Source organism: Aestuariirhabdus haliotis (assembly GCF_023509475.1).
In the GTDB taxonomy this organism is placed as follows: domain Bacteria; phylum Pseudomonadota; class Gammaproteobacteria; order Pseudomonadales; family Aestuariirhabdaceae; genus Aestuariirhabdus; species Aestuariirhabdus haliotis.
Map to the genome: position 1 here is coordinate 126,032 of NZ_JAKSDZ010000003.1, position 23,840 is coordinate 149,871.

At 50.3% G+C, this 23,840-nt stretch carries 25 protein-coding genes; 15 read left to right on the forward strand and 10 right to left on the reverse strand.

The window, feature by feature from the left end; all coding sequences use genetic code 11:
- Positions 1–6 precede the first annotated feature (6 nt).
- The 4 genes from nqrF to sthA all read left to right on the forward strand — a co-directional run bounded on the left by nqrF (position 7) and on the right by sthA (position 4,055).
- Positions 7–1,239 carry an NADH:ubiquinone reductase (Na(+)-transporting) subunit F gene (gene nqrF, locus MIB40_RS03820; RefSeq protein WP_249691019.1) on the forward strand — a complete coding sequence of 411 codons (1,233 nt, stop codon included), beginning with the start codon at positions 7–9 and terminating at the stop codon, positions 1,237–1,239.
- A gap of 73 nt (positions 1,240–1,312) precedes the next feature.
- Positions 1,313–2,338: an FAD:protein FMN transferase gene (locus MIB40_RS03825; protein WP_249691022.1), complete on the forward strand. Its 1,026-nt coding sequence runs from the start codon at positions 1,313–1,315 to the stop codon at positions 2,336–2,338.
- An 11-nt stretch (positions 2,339–2,349) separates the two neighbouring features.
- Positions 2,350–2,586 (forward strand): (Na+)-NQR maturation NqrM, encoded by a 237-nt coding sequence (gene nqrM / locus MIB40_RS03830; protein WP_249691024.1) that lies wholly within the window; start codon positions 2,350–2,352, stop codon positions 2,584–2,586.
- 74 nt (positions 2,587–2,660) lie between these two features.
- Positions 2,661–4,055: a Si-specific NAD(P)(+) transhydrogenase gene (gene sthA, locus MIB40_RS03835; protein WP_249691026.1), complete on the forward strand. Its 1,395-nt coding sequence runs from the start codon at positions 2,661–2,663 to the stop codon at positions 4,053–4,055.
- A gap of 67 nt (positions 4,056–4,122) precedes the next feature.
- Here the strand turns inward: sthA and MIB40_RS03840 are convergent, their stop codons facing one another.
- Together MIB40_RS03840 and MIB40_RS03845 are read right to left on the reverse strand one after the other, a co-directional pair.
- On the reverse strand, positions 4,123–4,410 hold the full coding sequence (locus MIB40_RS03840; RefSeq protein WP_249691028.1) for an outer membrane protein assembly factor BamE: 288 nt from the start codon (positions 4,408–4,410) through the stop codon (positions 4,123–4,125).
- Positions 4,407–4,991 (reverse strand): PilZ domain-containing protein, encoded by a 585-nt coding sequence (locus tag MIB40_RS03845; RefSeq protein WP_249691030.1) that lies wholly within the window; start codon positions 4,989–4,991, stop codon positions 4,407–4,409. The genes MIB40_RS03840 and MIB40_RS03845 overlap by 4 nt, the downstream gene beginning before the upstream one ends.
- Positions 4,992–5,083: 92 nt before the next feature.
- Between MIB40_RS03845 and MIB40_RS03850 the strand changes: the two genes are divergently transcribed.
- Both MIB40_RS03850 and lolD read left to right on the forward strand, forming a co-directional pair.
- Positions 5,084–6,328 carry a lipoprotein-releasing ABC transporter permease subunit gene (locus tag MIB40_RS03850; protein ID WP_249691032.1) on the forward strand — a complete coding sequence of 415 codons (1,245 nt, stop codon included), beginning with the start codon at positions 5,084–5,086 and terminating at the stop codon, positions 6,326–6,328.
- Positions 6,321–7,013, forward strand: coding sequence for a lipoprotein-releasing ABC transporter ATP-binding protein LolD (lolD, locus tag MIB40_RS03855; protein WP_249691035.1), 693 nt, complete (start codon positions 6,321–6,323; stop codon positions 7,011–7,013). The genes MIB40_RS03850 and lolD overlap by 8 nt, the downstream gene beginning before the upstream one ends.
- 32 nt (positions 7,014–7,045) lie before the next feature.
- Here the strand turns inward: lolD and MIB40_RS03860 are convergent, their stop codons facing one another.
- Positions 7,046–7,333 carry a hypothetical protein gene (locus MIB40_RS03860; RefSeq protein WP_249691036.1) on the reverse strand — a complete coding sequence of 96 codons (288 nt, stop codon included), beginning with the start codon at positions 7,331–7,333 and terminating at the stop codon, positions 7,046–7,048.
- The gene (locus tag MIB40_RS03865) at positions 7,330–7,878 is read right to left on the reverse strand and encodes a DUF2062 domain-containing protein (protein WP_249691038.1); all 549 of its coding nucleotides are present in this window, start codon (positions 7,876–7,878) and stop codon (positions 7,330–7,332) included. The genes MIB40_RS03860 and MIB40_RS03865 overlap by 4 nt, the downstream gene beginning before the upstream one ends.
- Before the next feature lie 106 nt (positions 7,879–7,984).
- Here MIB40_RS03865 and MIB40_RS03870 point away from each other — a divergent pair, with 106 nt between their 5' ends.
- From MIB40_RS03870 to MIB40_RS03910, 9 genes are all read left to right on the forward strand, one after another.
- Positions 7,985–10,264, forward strand: coding sequence for a DNA internalization-related competence protein ComEC/Rec2 (locus tag MIB40_RS03870; RefSeq protein ID WP_249691039.1), 2,280 nt, complete (start codon positions 7,985–7,987; stop codon positions 10,262–10,264).
- Between the two features lie 64 nt (positions 10,265–10,328).
- Entirely contained in the window at positions 10,329–10,964 is a 636-nt protein-coding gene (locus MIB40_RS03875; RefSeq protein ID WP_249691040.1) for a MotA/TolQ/ExbB proton channel family protein, read from the forward strand.
- Positions 10,961–11,380, forward strand: coding sequence for an ExbD/TolR family protein (locus MIB40_RS03880; RefSeq protein ID WP_249691041.1), 420 nt, complete (start codon positions 10,961–10,963; stop codon positions 11,378–11,380). Before MIB40_RS03875 ends, MIB40_RS03880 begins: the two co-directional genes overlap by 4 nt.
- Entirely contained in the window at positions 11,377–12,390 is a 1,014-nt protein-coding gene (gene lpxK, locus MIB40_RS03885; RefSeq protein WP_249691042.1) for a tetraacyldisaccharide 4'-kinase, read from the forward strand. Before MIB40_RS03880 ends, lpxK begins: the two co-directional genes overlap by 4 nt.
- A complete protein-coding gene (locus MIB40_RS03890; RefSeq protein ID WP_249691043.1) occupies positions 12,383–12,562 on the forward strand; it encodes a Trm112 family protein in 180 nt (59 codons plus the stop codon). The genes lpxK and MIB40_RS03890 overlap by 8 nt, the downstream gene beginning before the upstream one ends.
- Complete coding sequence (gene kdsB, locus MIB40_RS03895) at positions 12,562–13,326, forward strand: 3-deoxy-manno-octulosonate cytidylyltransferase (RefSeq protein ID WP_249691044.1); 765 nt, start codon at positions 12,562–12,564, stop codon at positions 13,324–13,326. The genes MIB40_RS03890 and kdsB overlap by 1 nt, the downstream gene beginning before the upstream one ends.
- The gene (locus MIB40_RS03900; protein WP_249691047.1) at positions 13,326–13,793 is read left to right on the forward strand and encodes a low molecular weight protein-tyrosine-phosphatase; all 468 of its coding nucleotides are present in this window, start codon (positions 13,326–13,328) and stop codon (positions 13,791–13,793) included. The genes kdsB and MIB40_RS03900 overlap by 1 nt, the downstream gene beginning before the upstream one ends.
- Positions 13,790–14,818, forward strand: a complete 1,029-nt coding sequence (gene murB / locus MIB40_RS03905; RefSeq protein WP_249691049.1) for a UDP-N-acetylmuramate dehydrogenase — start codon at positions 13,790–13,792, stop codon at positions 14,816–14,818. The genes MIB40_RS03900 and murB overlap by 4 nt, the downstream gene beginning before the upstream one ends.
- A 68-nt stretch (positions 14,819–14,886) precedes the next feature.
- Positions 14,887–15,555: a haloacid dehalogenase type II gene (locus MIB40_RS03910; protein WP_249691051.1), complete on the forward strand. Its 669-nt coding sequence runs from the start codon at positions 14,887–14,889 to the stop codon at positions 15,553–15,555.
- 2 nt (positions 15,556–15,557) lie between these two features.
- Here the strand turns inward: MIB40_RS03910 and MIB40_RS03915 are convergent, their stop codons facing one another.
- From MIB40_RS03915 to rne, 6 genes are all read right to left on the reverse strand, one after another.
- Positions 15,558–16,415 carry an ABC transporter permease gene (locus tag MIB40_RS03915; RefSeq protein ID WP_249691053.1) on the reverse strand — a complete coding sequence of 286 codons (858 nt, stop codon included), beginning with the start codon at positions 16,413–16,415 and terminating at the stop codon, positions 15,558–15,560.
- A 6-nt stretch (positions 16,416–16,421) separates the two neighbouring features.
- The gene (locus tag MIB40_RS03920) at positions 16,422–17,285 is read right to left on the reverse strand and encodes an ABC transporter permease (protein WP_249691062.1); all 864 of its coding nucleotides are present in this window, start codon (positions 17,283–17,285) and stop codon (positions 16,422–16,424) included.
- Entirely contained in the window at positions 17,275–18,396 is a 1,122-nt protein-coding gene (locus tag MIB40_RS03925; protein ID WP_249691064.1) for an ABC transporter ATP-binding protein, read from the reverse strand. Before MIB40_RS03925 ends, MIB40_RS03920 begins: the two co-directional genes overlap by 11 nt.
- Before the next feature lie 76 nt (positions 18,397–18,472).
- Positions 18,473–19,546: an extracellular solute-binding protein gene (locus tag MIB40_RS03930; RefSeq protein ID WP_249691065.1), complete on the reverse strand. Its 1,074-nt coding sequence runs from the start codon at positions 19,544–19,546 to the stop codon at positions 18,473–18,475.
- Between the two features lie 140 nt (positions 19,547–19,686).
- Positions 19,687–20,397 carry a glycerophosphodiester phosphodiesterase family protein gene (locus MIB40_RS03935; protein ID WP_249691067.1) on the reverse strand — a complete coding sequence of 237 codons (711 nt, stop codon included), beginning with the start codon at positions 20,395–20,397 and terminating at the stop codon, positions 19,687–19,689.
- A 230-nt stretch (positions 20,398–20,627) separates the two neighbouring features.
- A complete protein-coding gene (rne, locus tag MIB40_RS03940; protein WP_406566432.1) occupies positions 20,628–23,681 on the reverse strand; it encodes a ribonuclease E in 3,054 nt (1,017 codons plus the stop codon).
- Positions 23,682–23,840: the final 159 nt, after the last annotated feature.

Genomic DNA, 23,840 nt, shown 5'->3' on the forward strand with positions numbered 1-23,840 from the left:
TGAACTATGTCTGAAATGGGTGTAATCATAACTGGCGTGGTCATGTTTACTGTCGTGGTGCTTTCACTGGTGGCAGTAATTTTGGCGGCTCGCTCAAAGCTGGTTGCTTCGGGTGATGTCACAATCGACATCAACGATGATCCAGATAAAACAATCAAGGCAGCAGGTGGTGGCAAGTTGCTACAAACCCTTTCAGGGGAAGGGATTTTCCTTTCTTCTGCTTGCGGTGGTGGCGGCACTTGCGCGCAATGTAAGTGTAAAGTCTTCGAGGGTGGCGGTTCCATGCTGCCCACGGAAGAATCTCACTTTACCAAGCGTGAAGCGGCTGAAGGCTGGCGCCTGTCGTGCCAGGTACCTGTCAAGCAGGACATGAAAATCGAAGTCGAGGACGAGGTTTTCGGTGTTAAGAAGTGGGAATGTACAGTGCGCTCAAACCACAATGTGGCAACCTTTATCAAGGAACTCGTACTTGAGCTTCCTGAAGGTGAAAACGTGGATTTCCGAGCCGGCGGCTACGTTCAGCTGGAATGTCCCCCTCACGTCGTTGACTACAAAGACTTTGATATCGAGGAAGAATACCATCCCGATTGGGACAAGTTTGATATTTGGAAATATCAATCCAAGGTCGATGAAGAAACCATACGTGCTTACTCGATGGCTAACTATCCTGAAGAGAAGGGCATCGTTAAGTTTAATATTCGTGTTGCTTCACCGCCCCCAGGCACGGACTTCCCTCCAGGAAAAATGTCCTCCTACGTCTTTAATCTTAAGCCGGGTGACACCATTACTGTCTACGGACCTTTCGGCGAGTTCTTTGCCAAGGAAACCGATGCCGAAATGGTTTTTGTGGGCGGTGGTGCCGGTATGGCTCCCATGCGCTCGCACATATTTGATCAGTTAAAGCGCCTGAATAGCGATCGTAAGATCTCTTTCTGGTACGGAGCTCGTAGCCTGAGGGAAATGTTCTACTCGGATGAGTTTGAAACATTGGCGACAGAAAACAGTAACTTCAAATTCAATGTTGCTCTGTCTGACCCGCAACCTGAAGATAATTGGGAAGGCTATACTGGCTTTATCCATAATGTCTTACTGGAAAATTACCTTAAGGATCACCCTGCGCCTGAAGATTGCGAGTTCTATATGTGTGGACCGCCAATGATGAACGCAGCCGTTATCAAAATGCTCGAGGATCTAGGTGTAGAGCCCGAGAATATTATGCTTGATGACTTTGGTGGTTAATCCATTGCACCTCATAAGACCAGTGCGCCCCGTACTGGTCTGCCGTTTTCGGGAGCTGGTACTCTCGAGATCAATGACTCAGCCCGTAATATCTATTGTGCTGTTGGCTCAATTGTTTATTGCGGGCTGTTCGTTTGAGGAAAGGGCAGAAGTACATAGCCTGGAAGGGCTGACGATGGGGACTAGCTACAACGTCAAATATGTTGCTAACCCACAGCTGACTAAAGAACAGATCAGTTTGGCGGCCAAAACGGCACTCGACGATGTTGATCAGCGGATGTCGACCTATCGCAACGACTCTGAGTTGATGCGTTTTAATGCATTACCTTCTGGTAGCGAATTAAAAGTATCGCCGGACCTGATCGAGCTAGTCCAGATAAGCCAGTACCTTTCAGGTATCAGTGATGGGGCCTACGATGTCACGGTAGGCCCTCTGGTTAACTTATGGGGTTTTGGCCCGGATAAACGCCCCGAGAAAACACCTACAGCGGAACAGATTGCCAAGGTTAGGGGGCAGGTAGGATATCAGTATCTTATCGTCGATCCTGAACTTAATGTACTGCGCAAAGAGCGCCCATTATTTGTCGATCTCTCGGCCATTGCCAAAGGCTATGGGGTTGATCGTGTGGCAGCAGAAATCGAGCTTTTGGGTGTACAAAGCTATCTCGTCGAAGTTGGTGGAGAAGTCCGCATGAAGGGGTTAAAGCCAGACGGAAGCTCATGGAAGATTGGGGTTGAGAAACCCAGTTTGGGTGAGCGGCAGGCTTCCCTTATCATTTCTGCCGACAATAAGGGTATTGCCACCTCAGGTGATTACCGCAACTATTTCGAAGTCGATGGCACAAGGTATTCGCACACAATAGACCCTCGTACCGGTTATCCGATCAACCATACCCTGGTATCGGTCACGGTTATTGATGACTCCACAGCCATGGCCGACGGCCTTGCTACGTTGTTTATGGCTCTGGGTACTAACGAAGGTATTGCTGTGGCCCAGAAAGAAAAAATCGCGGCTCTCTTTGTAGAAAAAGAGGGCGGTGAATTCCGTTATACTAGTACTACTGACTTTGATCAGTACGTATTGAATAAGCCTGAATGAGGTAGTTTCAAATGGCCGTTTTTCTAATCACTTTTGTCGCTTTGCTGGTTATTGTCAGTGCCATGGCTCTGGGTGTGATTTTTTCTAACAAGCCGATCAAGGGCTCTTGCGGAGGGCTAGGGGCTGTCGGTATAGACTCCGAATGTGAGATTTGTGGAGGCAATCCCAGTAAATGTGAAGAACAGCAAGAGGGCGACGATAGCGCTAAAAACGCATCGACAGCCGACTTCTACGACGCTTCAAAATAACGCAACAATCAGGATGGGGTCCGCCTTAACAGACTGCGGGTCCGTATTAATTACTTGGCTCAGGGAGTTCCTAGATGGGTGTAAAGAATTACGATGTAGTCGTGCTGGGTTCAGGGCCTGCGGGTGAAGGGGCAGCCATTAACGCTGTGAAACTGGGCAAGCGAGTGGCGGTTGTTGAAATGGCGCCTATGCTAGGCGGCAATTGCACCCACCTTGGCACCATACCATCAAAGGCTTTGCGTAACTCGGTCAAGCAGATCATTAGCTTCAACACAAACCCGATGTTTCGAGAGATCGGCGAACCACGCTGGTTCAGTTTTCCGAATGTGCTGAGAAGCGCTGAGAAAGTGATAGGCAAACAGGTCAAATCCCGCACCAGTTATTACGCCCGGAACCGTGTTGATATCTTTTTCGGTCGCGGAAGTTTTGTTGACGCCAACACCATTGAAGTCATCGAGCGAACCGGCAGTGTTGAGCGGCTACAAGCCGAAAAAGTTGTTATTGCTACCGGGTCACATCCGTATCGACCAGCCGACGTTGATTTTAACCACAGTCGTATTTACGACAGCGATACCATTCTTAAGCTAAAGCACACGCCTCGACGTTTGATTATCTATGGCGCAGGGGTTATCGGTTGTGAGTATGCTTCAATATTTAGCGGCCTGGGGGTTAAGGTTGACCTGATCGATACTCGCGACAAACTGCTTTCTTTCCTTGATGTAGAAATCTCGGATGCTCTGAGTTACCACCTGCGCAATATCGGGGTCATGATTCGTCATGATGAAGAGTATGAGAAAGTTGAGGCTTTTGACGACGGTGTTGTCATGCACCTTCAGTCGGGCAAAAAAGTAAAGGCAGATGCGCTACTCTGGGCCAATGGCCGCTCCGGTAATACCGCTGGCCTGGGGCTGGAGAACATAGGCTTGGAGGCTAACGGTCGTGGCCAACTTGAGGTGAACCGTGATTATCAAACCTCCGTTGACTCTGTCTACGCTGTCGGTGATGTTATTGGTTGGCCAAGCTTGGCCAGTGCGGCATTTGATCAGGGACGTTCTGCATCTGGCAATGCCAGTGGCGGAGAAAGCTGGCGTTTTGTTGATGATGTACCTACCGGGATATACACCATTCCGGAAATCAGTTCCCTTGGTAAAACCGAGAAAGAATTGACTGATGCCAAGATTCCCTACGAAGTTGGGCGGGCCTACTTCAGCGCTATGGCGCGAGCTCAAATATCCAATGAGCCGGTCGGAATGCTGAAAATATTATTTCATGTGGATACTCTTGAGATTCTGGGTATTCACTGCTTCGGAGACCAGGCATCGGAAATCATTCATATCGGCCAGGCGATAATGACTCAGCCGGGGGAGGGCAATACACTGCGCTACTTTGTGAATACAACCTTCAACTATCCGACGATGGCGGAAACCTACCGTGTTGCCGCACTTGATGGGCTAAATCGTCTATTTTGAGTCGATATTTCTTCTACTAGCACAAAGGCCGGCAATCGCCGGCCTTTGTGTATTTACAACCCACAGATTACTTATCCATGTTCTTCTTATGCAGCACTGCACGTAAAACGCGCTCACCTTCAAAGTAAACCGTAAAACTGTCATAACGCCAGGTAGTAATGGGGGGTTCACCTACAGTATTTTCGTCTTCTGGAGAACCAAATTTCTCCTCAACTTGCTCCATAGAGCTTCCAGGCTGAGGACGCTTCATGGCACTATCTCCAGAGCTCTGCTGTCCGACCCCAATGCGAATGGTCTCTGCACCGGCAAATGAGGGCAGGGAAAGTAAACATGCCAGTAAAAGATATTTTTTCATTTTTGATCCTGTTCCGAATGAGCCGTCTGGTAGCGGCGCATAAGCGATTGATATTGAATAATATGCCTTGCGAGCAACTGTCGGTCTGGCTCTGTTATCTCTTCAAATATAATGCTGTGGCGATATCGTCCATCCTGCTCCACTGTATCCAGGACTCTCCCAGTAGCCATAATGCCAGCGTAGGAGGGGAATAGTGTCAGTTTCAGCGCTATATACTGATCCTTGGCGAAGGCTGTGTCCATAACAATGGCAAAGCCTCCTTCACTAAGATCGGCTTCGATTAGATCCGGGTTGGAACTGTTAAAGCTCATCGCGGCAATCATTCTACTCAGTAGATGGATACGTTTGTCGATGCTTTTAAGGTATTGTGACACCAGTCGATTTTCTTCGTGAATCGCGCGCAATATATGCTGGGACTCGGTTTCTATCGACTGAATTTCGCTGGCAAGCGAAAAGGCTTCCCCGGTGTGTTGAAAAGGGAATCCGCTTTCTTTGGGGTGAAATGGCTTATCAACCAGCTGATATTCCAAAGCCACTTTGTCGGTTATTCGAAAATAATTGCGCCTATCATCCTGATTCATTACTAATGCCCTCGGCCTAGCCTATGCAAGCAATCCAACTTACTTTAATATTTTAGCCTTTCCAAAGAAAGGCGTAAGCCGGATCCCCTCGGATGTTTAAACCCCTACCTCTGTTCGTTGGCCTTCGTTACACAAGAGCCAAGCGCCGGAACCATTTTATCTCTTTTATTTCACTCACCTCCATGACCGGTTTAACACTGGGCGTTATGGTGTTGATCGTCGTGCTGTCTGTAATGAACGGATTTGACCGTGAGCTCAAACAGCGGATTCTTGGCATGGTACCTCATGCCACTATTAGCGCAGCTTATGGCTCTATTGAAGATTGGCAACCCCTGATCGAGGGTCTGAAACAGCGCGAAGGCGTGCTCGAAGCGGCCCCTTTTATCAATAACCAGGGCATGCTCAGTGCCGGGGGCCGGGTTAAGGGGTCCCTGATCTATGGCATTGAACCCCGCTATGAGAAGCATGTATCTATCGTCGATGAGCATTTTAAAGAGGGTTCACTCGAGCTGTTGCAGAGTGGTGAATTTCGCATCATCCTGGGTGATATTCTTGCTCGGCAGCTGGGGCTGAGGGTAGGGGACAAGGTGACACTGGTTTTGCCCGAGGCTACAACCAGCCCGGCCGGCGTGTTCCCCCGCCTCAAGCGTTTTACCCTGGCAGGTACCTTTTCCGTCGGAGCCGAACTCGATAGCAATCTGGCCATGATCCATATCGAGGATGCGGCGCGTCTCAAGCGTATGGCCAATGGTGTCGAGGGCATACGGCTACTTACGGATAACCTGTTTAAAGCACCTCGAATTGCCTGGGATGCCGCCAATGCCATGCCAGGTCGATATTACGTACGTGACTGGACCCAGACTCATGGCAGTCTGTTTCAGGCGATCAAAATGGAAAAGACCATGGTGGGACTGCTACTGACCCTGATTATCGCCGTGGCGGCTTTCAATATTGTTGCCACTCTGGTCATGGTGGTAACTGACAAACAGTCGGATATCGCCATTTTACGGACCTTCGGAGCGACATCTAATACCATCATGGGCATATTTATGGTGCAGGGTTCGGTCATTGGAATTTTTGGCACCCTGCTGGGGGTTTTACTGGGGGTTCTACTTGCCCCCAACATACCAGAGTTGGTCAGCGGACTCGAAACGCTACTGGGCACCAACTTCCTGAGTTCGGATGTTTACTTTATCAGCTATCTACCTTCCAAATTAGAATGGTCTGATGTTGGTATGGTGGCCAGTGCAGGGCTCAGCATGAGCTTCCTGGCGACTTTATATCCGGCTTATCGAGCCTCACGAACCGAGCCAGCGGAGGCACTTCGCTATGAGTAATTCATCATCGCTTGTGCTGGAATGCCATCAGCTAGCCAAGGAATATCTGGAAGGCCCACAAAGCGTGCAGGTGCTGAGTGATGTTAACCTTTCTCTCAATGCGGGTGAGCGTATATCCATCATTGGTTCCTCAGGCTCTGGAAAAAGCACCTTATTGAACCTGCTCGCCGGCTTGGATTCTCCCAGCGCAGGTGAGGTGCGGATTCAGCAACAGGTGCTACAGGATTTGAGTGATAGCGCCAAAGCCCGATTACGAAACCGTAGCATGGGCTTCGTTTATCAATTTCACCATTTGTTGCCTGAATTCAGTGCTCTGGAGAACGTGGCAATGCCTCTTCTGTTACGCCAGGCCTGTAGCGTTAACGACGCGAAGGAAAGTGCCAGAGGGTTGTTGGAGCGAGTAGGTCTAGCACAAAGACTCTCCCACAAACCTGCCGAGCTGTCGGGTGGTGAGCGTCAACGCGTCGCTATTGCCAGAGCGTTGGTTACCCAGCCGGCGGTAGTGTTACTGGATGAGCCGACCGGTAACCTCGATCAGCGCACGGCGCAGCAGATTCATGAGTTGATGCAGGAGCTCAGTACCCAGTCCGATACGGCTTTTGTGATGGTCACCCACGACACCGAACTGGCCAAGAGTATGGATAAGGTTTACCTGCTCAGCGAAGGAAAGCTCGAAAGCCAGTAACAGGCTTTCGATAAGACCCGGCAGATTATCGGTTACTGGTTATAAGTGGCAGGGTCTATCCAGAGTCCCAGGGATCGCTTATCAATGCGTTTGTTGGCCCCTACAATCTGATACCGGAATACCACAATATCGCCCACTTTGACATCCAGTATCTCGTCAGCGCTGAGGTAGCTGTATTGGTCTTCATCCACGGTTAGGGTATGAATAAAATAATCGGGCATACCCAGCCACTCACTATGGGGCCCGTCTGTTTCGATCTGCTTAAGTTCTCCCTTGGCCTGCTGCTTTGGTGGACGCTTGGAAAAGTTACGGCGATTCATAGATGTTCTGACTCCTTGGTGTTGATTGCCTTTGCGCGGCGTAATTGCCTGGCACGCCAGCTTCGTCCAACTGACCAACGCCAGTAAAAACGGATTATGAAATAGCAAAAAGCACCGACAATAGTGCCGGTAACCAACGACCCGCCTAACAGGGGTTGCCAAATAGCTGACATCTCAGCTTCGATCCATTCGGCGGTAAATTCAAAGGTTAGGTCTCGAATGGGGGTGTCAAACAGATAACAGCCCACTTTGTAGGTAAAGTAAAAGATGGCCGGCATGGTTATCGGGTTGGAAATCCACACCAGCGCCACCGATAACGGCAGATTGCACCTGAAGATGACCGCCAGGGTCGCAGCGACCACCATCTGAAAGGGGATGGGGAGAAAGGCGCAGAAAATGCCTACAAAAAAAGCAGTCGCCGCCGATCGCCGGTTTAGGTGCCACAGGTTAGCATCGTGAATGCGATGCCCCAAAAAACTAAGATAACGGTTTCCCTTTATAGTCTGAGGGTCGGGAAGGTACCGTTTGATAAGTTTACGAGGCATATGAAAGAGCGCTAATTAACTCCATGAAGAGGCCGGTCATTATGCCTGTATTTACACGGGTTCTCTAGCAATGCAGCCAAGGATGGTTGCGCTAGTGCTAGGACTTATGAGTTCCTTGCTATGGTCCGATCTGCTTCAGGGTGGTTCGTTTCTCCTGTCAGCGGCTCTATTGACGTTATTTATTCTGCTATTTGTATCGGCCCGCTCTTGGTTAGCCGGGTTGAGTATTTTTTTTACCCTGGGCGTTTTGTACGCGTTTGCCTGGGGCCACTGGGCGCTTTCGCACCAATTACAAGAGCAATATCAGGGGTCAATACTGGCACTGGAGGCTGATGTCGACAGGGCAAAAGGCCAGGATTCTGAAATGATGTTTCTGGTTGTGTCCAACATCGCACTAAAGGATCTTAGCGGCCGACCCATTCCCCATGATCTTCGACGGGTAAAACTAAGTTGGCGACATCCAACGGGATCACCGATTCCCGGTGAGCGGTGGCGAATGAATGTGGTATTAAAACCTGCTCGCGGGTATGCCAGCCATGGCGCTTTTGATTACAAAGCGTCCCTGCTCAGGAAACAGATCGATTCTGTAGGTTATATCCATTCAAAAGCCCGGGTTAAGCGCATACAGCAGGCGCAAGGTATGTCTTTAACAGACTTACGCTGGCAGCTCGGTCAAAAGATACCGGCATTTGTACCATCGACATATACGGCCACGGCCCGTGCTCTTCTGTTAGGCGATAGTACGGAATTTAGCCATCACGAGTGGAATACCCTTAAAGCCAGTGGGACTGTCCATTTAATGGTAGTGTCCGGTCTGCACATTACTCTGTTTGCAGGTATTGGGTTTTACCTGCTTAGCCTGTTTGTGCGGTATTCAGGGCTGGGGGAAAGGGTACCCTGCTATCCCTTGGCAGCCATTGTGGCGCTGGTGCTTGCTATTGCTTATACCGCCTTAACGGGGTTCCAGTTGCCGGCGCAACGAGCGCTGGTAATGTTAAGTCTCCCCATGGTGTGCCTGTTACTGGGTATAAGCGTTCGAGGGGGGACCATTTTCCTGGCTGCGCTCTGCCTGGTTTTATTATGGGACCCGATCGCGCCCGTTAGCGCCGGGTTTTGGTACTCCTTCCTGAGTGTGGCAGCCCTGATTCTGTTATTCATTCACAGGGTCAATAATCGGGGGGCAATTTCTAGAGCGTTACAGGCACAAGGCGCTGTGTTTCTGATCGTACTCCTACTTGGCACGTTATGGGCCGGGGAATGGAATCCATTTACGCCTGTCGTCAACCTGCTGGCTATTCCACTGGTAGGCATGGTCGTCGTTCCGATGCTGATGGCGTTCCTTCTGCTCAGTATTTTGGTGCCTGGACTGGCCCCACTGCTTGACCAGCTGGTTGACCTGGTAATGAGTGTACTCTGGTGGTTGATTAACAGTGGCGCCGAACTGTCCTCTGAAACCAACATGCCTGGTCTGCCGGTATCGTTAATGCTGTTAGGTGCAATCGTTGTGTTTTTATGGCTGTTGCCAGCGACGCTTCAAGTGCGCTCTGCCTCTGTACTTTTGCTGGTATTGGCTTGGATAGGGTACTCCCATCAACGGCCTCCGCTTCGTATCGATATACTCGATGTCGGACAAGGGCTGGCGATCGTTGTGCAAACCCCCAATCATGTGTTGCTTTACGATACCGGTGGTGCGTCAAGTTCTACATTTAGTGCCGGTAATGCTGTGGTATTGCCCTTTATGCGTGATCAAGCGATCAATACAGTAGACCTGATGATGATCAGTCATGAGAATCTTGATCACCGTGGTGGTGCCGAGCATGTCATCCAAGGCACTCAGGTTAACCAGATCAGCGCAGGAGGGGACTATCAAGGACTGGGGTTACCCGTCATAACTCAGCCCTGTCTGAAGGGGCAGCAATGGCAATGGGATTCTGCTCGGTTCAGGGTGCTGTGGGGAAGTGAAGGGGGCAGGGTAGGTAATGATGGCTCCTGTGTCTTATTGATAGAAACGCTTGACTCGCGGATATTGTTAACCGGAGACATTGGCGAAATGGTTGAGCATTCACTCGTTGCAGATCCCTATTTATTATCTGCGCCGGAAGCTGACGGAAGGCTCCATTTGCTTCAGGTGCCTCATCATGGCAGCGCAAGCTCATCCTCTTGGCCTTTTATAAAATCACAGCAGCCACGGTATGCTGTCTTTTCCGCAGGCCTGAATAACCGTTTCGGGCATCCCGACAGGCGTATTGTCGAGCGTTATAAAGCAGTCGGTGCACAATTATTAAACACCGCAACGAGTGGAACCATTACCTTCGTAGAAACACCAGAAACTGGCTTAATACTGCAAAGCGAGTACCGGCTCGCAAAGCGTCACTATTGGTGGTGAAGAGGGTATACGGCGCCGTGCCTTGTTGTGATAGAGTGTGCCCATTCTATTGGGGGAGTTTACTGTGTTTGAGCTGGTAAAATCCGGTGGCTGGTTAATGCTGCCGATCATCTTATGTTCAATCTTTGCAGCGGCTGTGTGCGCTGAACGTTTTTGGACCCTTCGCGAATCTCGTATCGCACCTAAATACACATTAGCACTCGTCTGGAAGTGGATAAAAAGCAACCAGCTTGATGCCAAGAAACTGCGCGAATTAAAAAGCAGTTCACCACTCGGAGAAATTTTAGCGGCGGGACTAAGCAACTCGAAGCATGGCCGGGAGCTGATGAAAGAAAGTATCCAGGAAAGCGCTGCTCGCGTTATTCATGAAATGGAGCGCTACTTGACGGCGCTTGGTACAGTCGCCGCCATAGCGCCTCTGCTAGGTTTGCTAGGTACGGTTATCGGTATGATCAAAGTGTTTTCCGCCATTATGCTCGAAGGTACCGGCAACACCGGCGTGTTGGCCGGGGGCATTTCAGAAGCCCTGATCACCACTGCGGCGGGGCTAACTGTCGCAATTCCAGCGGTTATTTTTCACCGCTATTTCGTGCGCCGTGTGGAAGAGCTGGTTGTTACCATGGAGCAGGAAGCCACTAAGCTAGTGGAAGTGATTCATGGTGAACGTGAGGTCGAGACCAAGGGAGCCCGCAAGCGATGATGTTTCGCCGTCAAAAAACAGAGGAGGTCAGTGTTAACCTGACGCCTTTGATTGACGTGGTGTTCTTGCTGCTGATCTTTTTTATGGTGTCTACCACCTTCACCAAAGAGAGCCATCTCAGCATAGATCTGCCCGAAGCAACGGGAAAACCAGCCGTCGAGCACAAAAAACAAGTTGAGATCGTCATCGGTAAGCAAGGTAGCTATGTGGTCAACGGTAAACCCTTGATTAACAACGAAGCCAAAACCCTGCTGACTGCCCTGAGTAAAGAATCCAAGGGCGACACCAGTTTACCATTGGTAATCACCTCCGATGCCAAAACCCCTTACCAGGCGGTTGTAACGGCGATGGATACCGCTGGCCAGTTGGGCTTCGTTCACCTGACCATCACCACCATGGAGGTGGCTCCGGAGTGAGTTTTGGCGAGCGGCTGAGTAATGCCTGGTATGACGGGCAACGCTGGCCGCTGCTATTTGCCCCCCTGAGCTGGCTTGTCGGCTGCATCGCTCAACGACGACGTCGACGCTTTCTACTTCATGGTCCTCACTGGACGCCGCCTGTCCCTCTGATCATTATCGGCAATATTACGGTTGGAGGGACTGGCAAAACACCGCTGGTGCAAACCCTGGTCCCCAGACTGCAAGAGTGGGGTTACAAGCCTGGTATTATCAGTCGAGGTTACGGCGGCAAAAGTCCAGATTACCCTCTGCAGGTAACCCCGGAAACCGATGCCGCCCATTCTGGCGATGAACCTCTGTTATTAGCACGAACTTTGGATTGTCCGATTTTTGTCGATCCAGACCGTTGCGCAGCGGCTAAGGCGCTGTTGTCCCACACGGATGTTGACCTCATTATCGCCGATGATGGATTGCAGCATTATCGCTTGGGGCGGAGTATCGAATGGGCGGTGCTCGACGCTAAAAGAGGGGTTGGCAACGGCTGGATAATCCCTGCCGGCCCCCTAAGAGAGACGGCTGATCGGCTCGATACGGTTGACCAGGTGATCCTCAATGGTTTAGGTCAACCTCCGGGGTTAGTTTCGGCCGCTAACATGAGGATAACCCCCACCGCTTTGGTTAACCTTAAAACCCGGCAACAGTTCGAGCTGGGTCAGATTGCAGAGGTTTTCAAAGATTCAAAACCTTTGGCTGTGGTAGGTATTGGTAATCCTGAACGATTCTTCACAACCCTGAGTGAATTGGGGTTAACCTTCAATCGCAGGCAATTTCCCGATCATCATGCTTATAGCCAGAAAGATATTACGTATAATGGGCCGGTGATAATGACCGAAAAAGATGCGGTTAAGTGTCAGGCTATAGCCACAGCGGATCACTGGTTTTTAAAAGTTGGCGCTGAGCTGCCACCTTCTGTACTGCATAAGCTCAAGCAACAGCTCGAGACAATACGAGGAATAGCGAATGGATAAGAAACTGCTGGAAGTTTTGGCATGCCCTGTGTGCAAAAGCGACCTGAGTTACGATAAGGAGAAGCAGGAGCTGATCTGCAAAAATGATGCGATTGCTTTCCCGGTGAAAGACGGTATTCCGGTCATGCTGGAAAACGAAGCGCGCACCCTAACCGCAGAAGAGCGCCTGTAATGAGCTTCAGTGTCGTTATTCCAGCCCGCTACGCATCCAACCGTCTACCGGGCAAGCCCCTGGCTGACATTGCTGGCAAGACAATGATTGAGCGGGTTTACCTGCAAGCGGTCCGCAGCTCGGCACAGCGGGTCATTATCGCCACAGATCACCCTGAAATCGACTCGGTTGCCCGTGGTTTTGGTGCCGAAGTGGTAATGACCTCGAGCGAGCACCCGTCCGGTACCGATCGCTTACAACAGGTGGCCGCCACCCTGAAGTTTGATGAAGGCCATATTGTGGTTAACGTACAGGGCGATGAACCTTTGATTCCTCCACAATTAATCGATCAGGTTGCGGATAATCTGGCCGCAGATGATGAGGCTTCTGTTGCAACCCTTTGCGAACCAATTGCCGAAGCCAGTGAGTTGTTCAATCCTAACGCAGTTAAAGTGGTTCTGGATGCACGTTCCCATGCCATCTATTTCAGTCGTGCAGCTTTACCCTGGGCTCGTGATGCTTTTTCTGGAAACATGCAGGACCTGCCATTGGACGTGACCTTTTACCGCCATATCGGCATCTATGCTTACCGTGTGGGTTTGTTAAATCGCTTTGTCCAGTGGGGACCGAGTCCGCTCGAATCGGTAGAGTGCCTGGAACAGCTTAGAGTGCTTTATCACGGTGACCGTATTCATGTACAGCAAGCCAGGGTTAGCCCCCCAGCTGGCATTGACACCCCGGAAGATCTGGAACGTGTCAGGCGGCTCTTGATGGTTCAAACATAATGGCGAAAATCCTGTTTGTTTGCCTCGGCAATATCTGCCGATCCCCAACCGCACATGGTGTTTTCTTGAGCATGGTAGAACGTGCCGGACTTACCGATCGCATCGAGGTGGAGTCGGCTGGTACCGCAGCCTACCACGTAGGGTCCCCCCCTGATCAGCGCTCTACTGCAGCAGCCGCCAACCGTGGCTATGATTTAAGTGCAATACGAGCTCAGCAAGTTTCAGATACCGACTTTGAGTATTATGATTATTTGCTCGCGATGGATGAAGAGAACCTGACTGGACTTGAGCAAAGGTGCCCGAGTCAATATCGCCATAAGCTCAAACTCTTTCTCGATTATGGTGGTACCGCAGACCATGAGGTGCCTGATCCTTACTACGGTGGCAGCCGCGGCTTCGAGACGGTACTAGACCTGGTCGAAGACGCAGCTGAAGGCTTGCTGAAACAGGTTCGTCAGGAATTATGATCAAGCAACAGGTGTCATTGCAGCATCTGAACACCCTGCGTCTGAGCTGCATCGCCAGCCATTACTGTCAGGTCAGCTCCATTGAAGAACTGGTAGAGGCCGCCAACTATGCCCGCCTTCAGCAATTACCCCTACTGTTGCTCGGTGAGGGCAGTAATCTGGTCTTGCCTTCCAAGATCAGAGCGCTAGTGGTAAAAATCGAACTCAAGGGGGTACGACAAAAGGCCACAGACTCGGGCGTTATTGTAACTGCCGCTGCGGGTGAGTCCTGGGATTCCCTGGTTGCACAAACGGCCCGTGATGAACTCTGGGGGCTGGAGAATTTGTCGCTCATCCCCGGCACTGTGGGCGCCGCCCCGATACAGAATATCGGCGCTTACGGGGTTGAGGTCAAAGATCGCTTGTTAGAACTTCGCGCGCTTGATCTAGCCAGTGGTACGGTCGAGACATTCGATAACCGCCAGTGTGAATTTGCCTATCGGGACAGCGTATTCAAGCAACGTTTTAGTAATCGTTTTGCAATCATTGATTGTACATTCAAACTGAACAGTGTTGCTGAACCACAACTCAGCTATGGCGCTTTACAGAATGCTTTTAATCACAATCAAGGGGCTCTATCCCCACGACTTGTGCGTGACTATATCTGTCAGCTTCGGCAGTCCAAATTACCAGATCCTCGGGTAACCCCCAATGCCGGCAGTTTTTTCAAAAATCCAGTAGTATCCGAAGCCAAGGCAAAGGATATTGAAAAGCAGTTTCCAGAATTAGTGAGCTACCCGGTCGATGAGGGTCGCAAATTGGCCGCAGGCTGGATGATAGAACAGGCAGGTTTTAAGGGTGTCCAACGTGGTTCAGTCGGTGTTTATGATAAGCAAGCTCTGGTGCTAACCAGCAATGGCTGCGCCAACGCCAGTGATTTACAGCTATTGGTTGATGAGATTCGGACCCGGATCGCAGAACTTTTTGGTGTCAGCCTCGAAGTTGAGCCGCGAAGCTATGATTGTCATGGGCAGCAGGTTTCGTAGCCGACAACTTTTGACAGACGGTTTATCTCGTCGCACAATCAATTTTTGCACCACCCAAGGATAGCTCTTTGACTACCTTTGCGTTTGACGTATATGGCACCCTGATTGACACCTCTGGCGTAACTCGCCAATTGTCTCTTTATCTCGATGAAGAGGGGGCTTCGTTCGCCACCCTATGGCGAGAGAAACAGCTTGAATACTCTTTCAGGCGCGGATTGATGGAAGATTACAATACCTTCGCAGGCTGCACAGAGGATGCTTTTGACTATTGCTGCGAGCGTTTCGGTCTTGAATTATCCAGCCAGCAGCGCCATGAGATATTATCCAGTTACGAGACTCTGCCCGCCTTTGAGGATGTAGCCCCTTCCTTGCAATTGCTCTCGGAGCAGGGGCTACCTTTATGGGCTTTCTCAAACGGAACCTCGGATGCGGTCAGCCGCGTGTTGGATAACGCAGGACTGCTATCCTATTTCAAAGGGATTGTTAGTGTTGACGATGTCAAAACCTTCAAACCGGCGCCAATCGTGTACCATCATTTTTCCAAATGTAGTGGATCAGCACTTGAGGATTGTTGGCTGGTTTCTTCGAACCCATTCGACGTGATTGGCGGCATAAGCTGCAATATGAAGGCAGCCTGGATACAACGTAATCAGGAAATCGTTTTTGATCACTTTGGTATCCAACCCAACCTGATACTTCCCAGCCTATCGCATATTCCCAAGACGCTGGATTATTAGACCTATTCGGCTGGGCGACGCTGCACAAATATTGATATACCGGCTAGCAGTCCCGAGAAAAGCATCAGCAGGGTTGATGTGGCGTTAATGACAGGTGTTGAACCTTCCCTCAGGCGATCAAACATGGCAATCGTTAAGGGCGCATCTGATCCAACCAGCATCAGCGTGGTATTGAAGTTTTCGAACGACATCAAAAAGCTCACGATACCTGCCCCGATAATTGCGGGCTTCAGATAAGGCAAGGTAATGGTCATCACGGCGCCCATGCGGGTTGCCCCCAGATTTAGGGCGGCTTCTTCAAGGCTGAGATCAAACTTCCTTAACCGGGCAGAGATAACCAGTGTCGAAATCGTGGTGATAAATGCAAATTGACCCAGTACGACCAGCAGCAAGCCGGGTCGCAACGATTCAATATCGATACCAAACAGGTCATCCATGTTATTTGCCACACTACTGCTGAAAATCAGTATGGAGACCCCCAGGATAACCCCGGGGATTACCAAGGGTACCAGCATCATAATGTAGAGGAAGTTTTTACCCCAAAAATTCTCTCGTTCAAAAAGAAAGGCATTACACAATGCTACCGCTAAGCTGAGGAAGGTTGTTGCCAGAGCAACAATAACGCTCGTCCAGACACCATTTAATAATTCAGAATCGTGGAAGATACCTAAGCGGGGTTCCTGGGTGCCCAAATACCAATCAAATGTCACACCTTTCCAGGGCAGGGAAGGGAAAAGACTGTCATTGAAGGAAAACAAAATGACCACGAGCAGTGGCAGCAACAGGTATAAAAAGAATAACGCCACGTACAGGGCGTAGGTGGTTCTGAATTTGCGGCTGATGGGAATCGAAGAAATCATATTATATTAACTCATCACCTTACGGAATGACTGACCACTCAGTTTCAAACCGCCCCAAACAATAAAAGAGGAGAGCAGCAGTAACAAAATCCCCAGAGCTGAACCCTGCTCCCAGTTAAAGCGGGTAATAAACTGGGTGTAGATCTGTTCGGTAAACCAAAGACTGTCTTTCCCACCAAGCAAAACTGGAGTGAGATAATTACCAAGTGACAGCATAAACACCACAATGCAGCCACTGGTTATGCCGGGCACTGCATGTGGAATGATGACTTCTTTGAGTACATCCCAATGGCTACCTCCCAAATCATAGCCGGCTTCAACCAGGCTGTTGTCCAGGCTATCTAGCGTTGTTACCAGAGGGACAACCATAAACAGCATTGACCCGTAAACCAATCCGATCATGATGGCCACGTCGTTATACAGCATCTCCAGCGGTGCTTCGGTAATGCCAATCCAGAGCAAAGCATTACTGACGATTCCAGACTCGCGAAGCAAGATCATCCAGCCGTAGGTTCTGACGAGTTCACTGACCCAAAAAGGGATTAGGCACAGAAGGAATAAAACCTGCTTATTTCGGCCGCGCGCCATTTTGGCAATGTAATAGGCGACAGGAAAGGCGACCAGCAAAGTGATCAGGGTGGCAAAAATGCTCATCACGGCTGTACGAATAAAGGTTTTAATATAGAGCGGCTCAGAGAAAAACTCCATATAGTGAGCAAATCCCACCTCATACTGTCGAGATGCAACCCGCTCTTGAAGTGATATCAGGAGCATGTCCAGATGAGGAATAAAGATCAGCAACACCAGCCAAAGCAGCAGTGGCGTCAAGAGCAAATAGAGACCCAAAGAACCTTCAGATTTAGGCATCATGATTACCTGATTTTGAAAAAACCAGCAAAGCCTGTTTCATCCAGCCAATGGTAAGTTTTTGCCCTACCTGCAAAGTGGGGGTGCCACCACCATGGACGTAAGCAACACTAAAGGGTTGCGGCAACTGCGGGTGCCTTACCAAAACCTGGCTGCGCGCACCGTCAAAAATCACACTGTCTACGGTGACATCCAGATGATTATCGAAGGTACTTGCCTGGTCGGTGATTTTCATCGCCTCAGGTCGAACAAAAAGCATGACCTGATCATTTTCCTTAAAGCTTTCATTTTCGCAGCGACTAGGGGCATGACCAGTAAATTGTCCAATTGGGGTATCGACAATCAACGTCTGTGAAGATTGCGAATTGATGGTTCCCTCAATTTGATTGCTGTCACCAACGAATGATGCCACGAAAGGGGTTTCGGGTTGGTGGTAGAGTTCTTCCGGTGTTGCTATCTGTTCGAACTGCCCCGCATTCATCACGGCAACGCGATCGGACATCACCAAAGCTTCTGATTGGTCATGAGTAATGTAAACAAAAGTGGTGCCAAACTCTGCCTGCATCCGTTTAAGTTCCAGCTTCATCTGCTCCCTGAGCTTGAGATCCAATGCGCCGAGAGGCTCATCCAGCAATAATAAATCAGGCTCAAGCACAAGGCAGCGAGCAATGGCGACCCGTTGTTTTTGTCCGCCAGACAATTGTGAAATTGCTTTGTCAGCTGAGGTGGGTAGGTCAATACGTTCCAGAACCTGGGTGACCTTTTCTTGAATGGTGGCTGCCGGAATTTTACGGCGCTTCAGTCCATAACCAATGTTTTCAGCGACGCTCATATTTGGAAACAAAGCAAGATGCTGAAACACCATATTCACGGGGCGATGATTAGGGGGTACCTTGGTAACCGAACGCCCTTTGATGAGAATCTCTCCATTATCAGGAGTTTCAAATCCCGCGAGCATTCTTAATAAAGTGGTTTTGCCGCACCCGGAAGGGCCCAGAATTGAAAAAAAAGAGCCTTTCTCAATTTGAAAAGAAAGGTCTTTGATAGCGTTAAAATGACCGAAACTCTTGTTAAGAGAACGGCATTCCAGATCGAATAGATTTTGCTCGCTCAACGTTACCGCCTTATAGAAGAACGAAAAAGAAAAGCTGAGAACCCAGAAGTTCTCAGCTCATAAAGGTCACATCAATTTAGGGGGCAGCTTTAATACGGTCCAGCGTTTTGCCTTCCATTTCTTCGAGGCCGGCTGGCACAGGTGGATACCATTTTATGTTATCGATATCCGCTTGGGAAAAGCTTCCCTGGTACTGAGACTTCAACTTGGCATCAACAAATTTATCACCGTCTTTTGCTGCGGTGAAGTTGCCAGCCGCAGCTGTTATTTGTGCGGCGATCTCAGGGCGCATGACAAAGTTAATCCACTTGTAAGCCGCATCCTCAGCCTTGCTCTTGCGAGGAATCGCAAACGTGTCGATCCAGCCGAGAGCACCAGACTTGGGCGCAACAAAGGTCACATCGGACATTTCGTTATTCAGTTTCCAGCCGCCAGCGTCCCAGGCCATGGCTGCTACTACTTCGTTAGAGCGAAGTAGATTCATCAGTGCATCGCCACCACTCCAGTAAGCCTTCACGTTGGATTTACAATCAATCAGTTTCTTCTCTACTTTATCGAGAATGCTTTGATATTTTGCTTTGTCGCCATAGGCGGCAAAAGGATCCTCACCCATTGCATAAGCAAATCCGATCAGGGTAGGGCGCTTCAACCGATAAGAGACCTTTCCAGCCAATGCGTTATCACACAGATCGGTGTAATCGGCAGTGTTGGCGGCCATTTTGCTATTTACCACCAAGCCACTGGTACCCCAAACATGAGGAACACCATAAACCTTCCCCTCAAACATGGTGTTCTTTTGGGTATCCGCCAACATTGAAGGAATGATCTGTGCAGCATCAACACGACTCAAGTCAATGGGCTTGTAGATATCAAAATCAGCCTGGGCACTCTTGATGCGATCCTGGCTAGGCTGTGCGAGGTCGAAGCCCGCGCCTCTTGTTGCGCGTAGCTTGGAAATCATATCTTCGTTGTTGGATTTGGTAACCTGAACCTCAATACCGGTTTCTTTGGTAAAGGCTTCGATGACCGTTTGAGGGGCGTAACCACCCCAGGTTAACAAGCGTAATGTTTCTGCAGATACCAGCGGAGATGCGACGAGAAGTGCAGAGGCCAGTGTACCGGCAAGTCCTTTTTTACTCAGCTTTTTCATTGTTTACATCCAATCTATGTGTTGTTTTTTAGAAAACCATTTATAGGAGACGCTACCCTATCTGGCAAATGTGACTATTGGATTACACCGCATTCTGTAACCATGAACAAGGGAGAATCAAGGATTGTTGCCTGGTTACGCTACAACATACGATCTGGATAATCGGTAAATATCCCATCAACCCCCATCTGCAGCCATCTGTCGAACTGCTTACGTTGATTAACGGTATACAAATAAACAGGATAGCCGGCATCCTTTATTGTATTAATTTCCGCTTCTGAGGCTGTAGAAGCGCACAGATGCAAGGTGGAGGCTGAAACAGACGACACCAGCCCTTGCCAGTTATCCGGGAGTTTCTCGAACAAATAACCCAGTCTATGCTCTGGATAAACAAGGTGGTATTGCTCTAGTGCCTCATGAGAAAAGCTGGAGATTGTGAATTGATCCTGACCATTCGCCCACTGGGAGACAACACTTCCGGCAGCCATTGCTAGCTCCCTGGCCTCCTTTTTGTGCACCTTAAGCTCAAGGTTCAGGGTGAGATCCAGCTCGGTGATCAATGCTAGCAGCTCGTGCAATTGCAATATTCTACTGTCGGTAAAACGGCGATCAAACCAGCTACCATTATCCAGCGACGACAAGTAATCCCAGTTGGCTGAGCCGATATCGCCGCGCCCATTAGTGCATCTTGCAAGGCTTGAATCGTGGAAGATGGGTAAATACCCTTCATCCGTCATAGTGACATCGACTTCGACCGCAGAAACTCCAAGTTTGGCTGCCAGACGTATTCCAGCTTCGGTATTCTCTGGTGCCAGACCGGCGCAGCCTCTATGCCCTATAACTCTGTCCAAATCTTCTCTCCGCAGTAACTACCCTGTTGAGACAAGAAGTGTACGCCTGGAGGGACTCACTGTGAACTGCCAAAGGTTCTAGGGTGCGGATCAGTGGTTACTGCAATGTCGGGTGACAGGTTTATTATGATAGAGCAGTCCGTGCACTCATGAGATAGATGACAGATACAAAAAAGGCGGTGTTGATCGACTCAACACCGCCTTGGCTTTATAGCAGGATTCCAACCGCTTTAGCTATTGTCCTCAGGCTCGCTGTCAGCAGGCTTTTCAACTGGGCTGGGAACCTTTGCAGGGCTGGCCTTTGCCCTTGGGTCATTGGCAGCACGACTGTTAGTACGTCTGGCCCGGCGAGGGGCAGGTTTAGCCAACGGTTGAATGATGGCAGCTGAGCTCTGAGCAGTCCCAGCTTCAGGAGCAACCTTAGTTGCATCTTGTGCTGTCTCAGTGGCTTTAGGCTCAACAACCGCTTGCTTGGGCTTTTTACTGGCGGCCTTTCTGCGAGCTTCGCGGCGGGTCGTCTTCTTGGCGCCACCATTTTCAGTTGCACCTACATCAGAAATCGACTGTGCCGTATCAACAGCCGCTGCCGCTTTGTCCTCTGCTTTTGGAGCTTTATCCGCAGGTGAAGACTCGGCCACTGAAGCCTTGGCAGACCCTTTTTCAGTTTCCGGTGATTTAACGACCGTTTCACTAGCCTTAGAGTCGGCTTTTTCCGTTTTAACCTCTTCAGTTGGTTCAGGCTTGGACACTTTGGCTTCCGCCTCAGCCGTCTTAACAGGCTTACTCTCGGCTTTGGGAGCCGGAGTCGGCTGAACATTTTCAGTTTGCTGAGCTGCAGTGCTAGTGGCGGCCTTAGCTTCGACAGACTCTGAAGAGCCTGTGATAGCTGAAGGGCTTTGCTCTACCTTTGAAGTGGCCGCATCACGATTTTCATTGCGGCGCCCACGTCTGGAGCTACGACGACGCGATGGCTTGGCGGCTGCTGTCTCAGTGATTTCGTTTACCGTCTCGACAGCTTCTGATACAGCAGGAGTAGCCTCGGCTTTTGCTGTTGTATTTGGCTTCTCAGCAGCAACAGGCTGCTGGTCGGCATTCAGTTCGTTTGCGGCTTCAGCTTGTTGTACGTCGCGTTGTGACACCCGATTGCTGCGGCGTCCCTGAGCTGAACGAGGGCGGCGCTGACGCTTTCCTTCATCGGCTTCGGATTGAGGATTCTTCGCTTCGTCCAGCGTGTTGGATTCTGGCAAATCCTGCTCTTGCTGTTCGCGACGGCGATTACGTCCACGATTATCCTCTGAGCGGTTCTGACGGTTACCACCGCGATTGCCCTTAGGGGACGGTTGACGTGAATCGTCTTTGTTGCGCTCCTGTCGTGGTTGACGCTCATTATCCTTGCGTCCACGTTCAGAAGGTGAAGAACGTTCATTTCGGTCACGTCGAGCATTTCTATCCCCGCGGTTGTCAGAACGACCCTCACCACGGTTATCGTTGCGGTTGCTGCGTCGACCACCACGGCTTCGATTCTCATTGCCACTTTTTGGCTTCTGGTTACGGGAGCGAGTAGTCGGTGCAGGCTTTACTTCTTCCTCTTCGCTGGTAAAGATCCCGGTAAGAGAGGTCACTAACGATTTGAACAAGCCTGGCTTGTTCGGTGCCGGTGTCGGTACCGGAGCAGGCTGTGGCGGAGCAACGTTTTTAACCGCCGCCTCTGCACGCTGCTGAGGAGCTCGGGTTGGCGCTACAGGTTCAGCAACAGCTTCAACCTCTGTGCTGATTTCGTAGCTGGATTCGCCAGCCGCCACCGCTTCGTGATCATCACGTAAACGCTGGATCTCAAAGTGAGGCGTTTCCAGGTTGGCGTTAGGGATAATCACAACACGAACTCGATTGCGTGCTTCGAGCTTTTCGATCATGCGACGTTTTTCATTGAGCAAGAAGGTTGCGACAGATACAGGCACCTGGCCACGGACTTCGGAAGTGCGCTCTTTAAGGGCTTCCTCTTCAATGATTCGCATGACGGAAAGGGCGAGGGATTCTATATCCCGAATAGTGCCCTGGCCATTACAGCGCGGGCAAACAACGCCGCTGGTTTCACCCAGAGAAGGGCGCAGACGTTGGCGCGACATTTCCATCAAGCCAAAGCGTGAAATGCGACCTACCTGAACCCGAGCTCGGTCCATTTGCAGAGCATCTCGCATCCGGTTTTCAACTTCTTTCTGGTTGCGAACCGGGCCCATATCGATAAAGTCGATAACCACCAGGCCGCCAATGTCGCGCAAGCGAAGCTGGCGAGCAATCTCATCAGCCGCTTCGACGTTTGTATTGAGAGCAGTTTCCTCAATGTCACTACCACGCGTAGCACGAGCCGAGTTGATATCGATAGAGACCAGGGCTTCGGTGGGATCAATTACGATTGAACCGCCAGAAGGTAGCTTCACTTCACGCTGGAATGCGGTTTCTATCTGGCGTTCAATCTGAAACTTGTTGAACAGTGGAATACTGTCTTCATAGAGCTTGATCTTGCTTTGGTACTGCGGCATAACCTGAGAGATGAAGTCCATGGCACGCTGGTATGCTGCCGGCTTATCAATCAATACCTCGCCGATATCTTGGCGCAAGTAATCACGCACAGCACGAATGACGACATCACTTTCCTGATAAATCAAAAAGGGCGCTTTTTTGCTTTCGGCTTCGGTTTTGATCGCAGTCCAGAGGTGGAGGAGGTAGTCCAGATCCCACTGCAGTTCTTCGGCACTTCGGCCCAGGCCAGCGGTACGGACAATAACACCCATCTCTTCGGGAATATCGAGTTTGCTCAGAGCTTCGCGCAGCTCGGTTCGCTCGTCACCTTCGATTCGACGCGAGATGCCGCCGGCTCGGGGGTTGTTCGGCATGAGCACCAGATAGCGGCCAGCCAAGCTCACCATACTGGTCAGGGCGGCACCTTTATTACCACGCTCTTCCTTGTCCACCTGAACAATGATTTCCTGACCTTCTTTCACCGCATCCTTGATATTGGGACGACCCTTGGCATTGGCCGCAGCAGGCTGGAAGTAATCGCGAGAAATCTCTTTCAGGGGGAGGAAACCGTGACGCTCAGCACCAAAGTCGACAAAAGCCGCCTCAAGGCTGGGCTCGACACGGGTGATCTTGCCTTTATAAATGTTGGCTTTTTTCTGTTCACGGGCACTGGATTCAATATCCAGATCATATAAACGTTGACCATCGACCAACGCTACACGCAACTCCTCTTGCTGGGTTGCGTTAATTAACATTCTTTTCATGTAGTACCAATTAAGATCAGGGCTTCCCGATCAATGGCACCCTACATCAGTCTCGCTGTGTCAGGCACTGGCCCGGCGGCGCAACAATTAAGGCGGTGCACGGGTTGTGTGGGCTATCAGGCTTACATCGATCTATTGTGTAACGATATAGCGCTCGAT

What these genes read in the sequence shown, in the direction of transcription:
- nqrF (WP_249691019.1), top strand. Translation starts at nt 7, where the DNA reads ATGTCTGAAATGGGTGTAATCATAACTGGCGTGGTCATGTTTACTGTC.
- MIB40_RS03825 (WP_249691022.1), top strand. Translation starts at nt 1,313, where the DNA reads ATGACTCAGCCCGTAATATCTATTGTGCTGTTGGCTCAATTGTTTATT.
- nqrM (WP_249691024.1), top strand. Translation starts at nt 2,350, where the DNA reads ATGGCCGTTTTTCTAATCACTTTTGTCGCTTTGCTGGTTATTGTCAGT.
- sthA (WP_249691026.1), top strand. Translation starts at nt 2,661, where the DNA reads ATGGGTGTAAAGAATTACGATGTAGTCGTGCTGGGTTCAGGGCCTGCG.
- MIB40_RS03840 (WP_249691028.1), bottom strand. Translation starts at nt 4,410, where the DNA reads ATGAAAAAATATCTTTTACTGGCATGTTTACTTTCCCTGCCCTCATTT.
- MIB40_RS03845 (WP_249691030.1), bottom strand. Translation starts at nt 4,991, where the DNA reads ATGAATCAGGATGATAGGCGCAATTATTTTCGAATAACCGACAAAGTG.
- MIB40_RS03850 (WP_249691032.1), top strand. Translation starts at nt 5,084, where the DNA reads ATGTTTAAACCCCTACCTCTGTTCGTTGGCCTTCGTTACACAAGAGCC.
- lolD (WP_249691035.1), top strand. Translation starts at nt 6,321, where the DNA reads ATGAGTAATTCATCATCGCTTGTGCTGGAATGCCATCAGCTAGCCAAG.
- MIB40_RS03860 (WP_249691036.1), bottom strand. Translation starts at nt 7,333, where the DNA reads ATGAATCGCCGTAACTTTTCCAAGCGTCCACCAAAGCAGCAGGCCAAG.
- MIB40_RS03865 (WP_249691038.1), bottom strand. Translation starts at nt 7,878, where the DNA reads ATGCCTCGTAAACTTATCAAACGGTACCTTCCCGACCCTCAGACTATA.
- MIB40_RS03870 (WP_249691039.1), top strand. Translation starts at nt 7,985, where the DNA reads ATGAGTTCCTTGCTATGGTCCGATCTGCTTCAGGGTGGTTCGTTTCTC.
- MIB40_RS03880 (WP_249691041.1), top strand. Translation starts at nt 10,961, where the DNA reads ATGATGTTTCGCCGTCAAAAAACAGAGGAGGTCAGTGTTAACCTGACG.
- MIB40_RS03890 (WP_249691043.1), top strand. Translation starts at nt 12,383, where the DNA reads ATGGATAAGAAACTGCTGGAAGTTTTGGCATGCCCTGTGTGCAAAAGC.
- kdsB (WP_249691044.1), top strand. Translation starts at nt 12,562, where the DNA reads ATGAGCTTCAGTGTCGTTATTCCAGCCCGCTACGCATCCAACCGTCTA.
- MIB40_RS03900 (WP_249691047.1), top strand. Translation starts at nt 13,326, where the DNA reads ATGGCGAAAATCCTGTTTGTTTGCCTCGGCAATATCTGCCGATCCCCA.
- murB (WP_249691049.1), top strand. Translation starts at nt 13,790, where the DNA reads ATGATCAAGCAACAGGTGTCATTGCAGCATCTGAACACCCTGCGTCTG.
- MIB40_RS03915 (WP_249691053.1), bottom strand. Translation starts at nt 16,415, where the DNA reads ATGATTTCTTCGATTCCCATCAGCCGCAAATTCAGAACCACCTACGCC.
- MIB40_RS03920 (WP_249691062.1), bottom strand. Translation starts at nt 17,285, where the DNA reads ATGATGCCTAAATCTGAAGGTTCTTTGGGTCTCTATTTGCTCTTGACG.
- MIB40_RS03930 (WP_249691065.1), bottom strand. Translation starts at nt 19,546, where the DNA reads ATGAAAAAGCTGAGTAAAAAAGGACTTGCCGGTACACTGGCCTCTGCA.
- rne (WP_406566432.1), bottom strand. Translation starts at nt 23,681, where the DNA reads ATGAAAAGAATGTTAATTAACGCAACCCAGCAAGAGGAGTTGCGTGTA.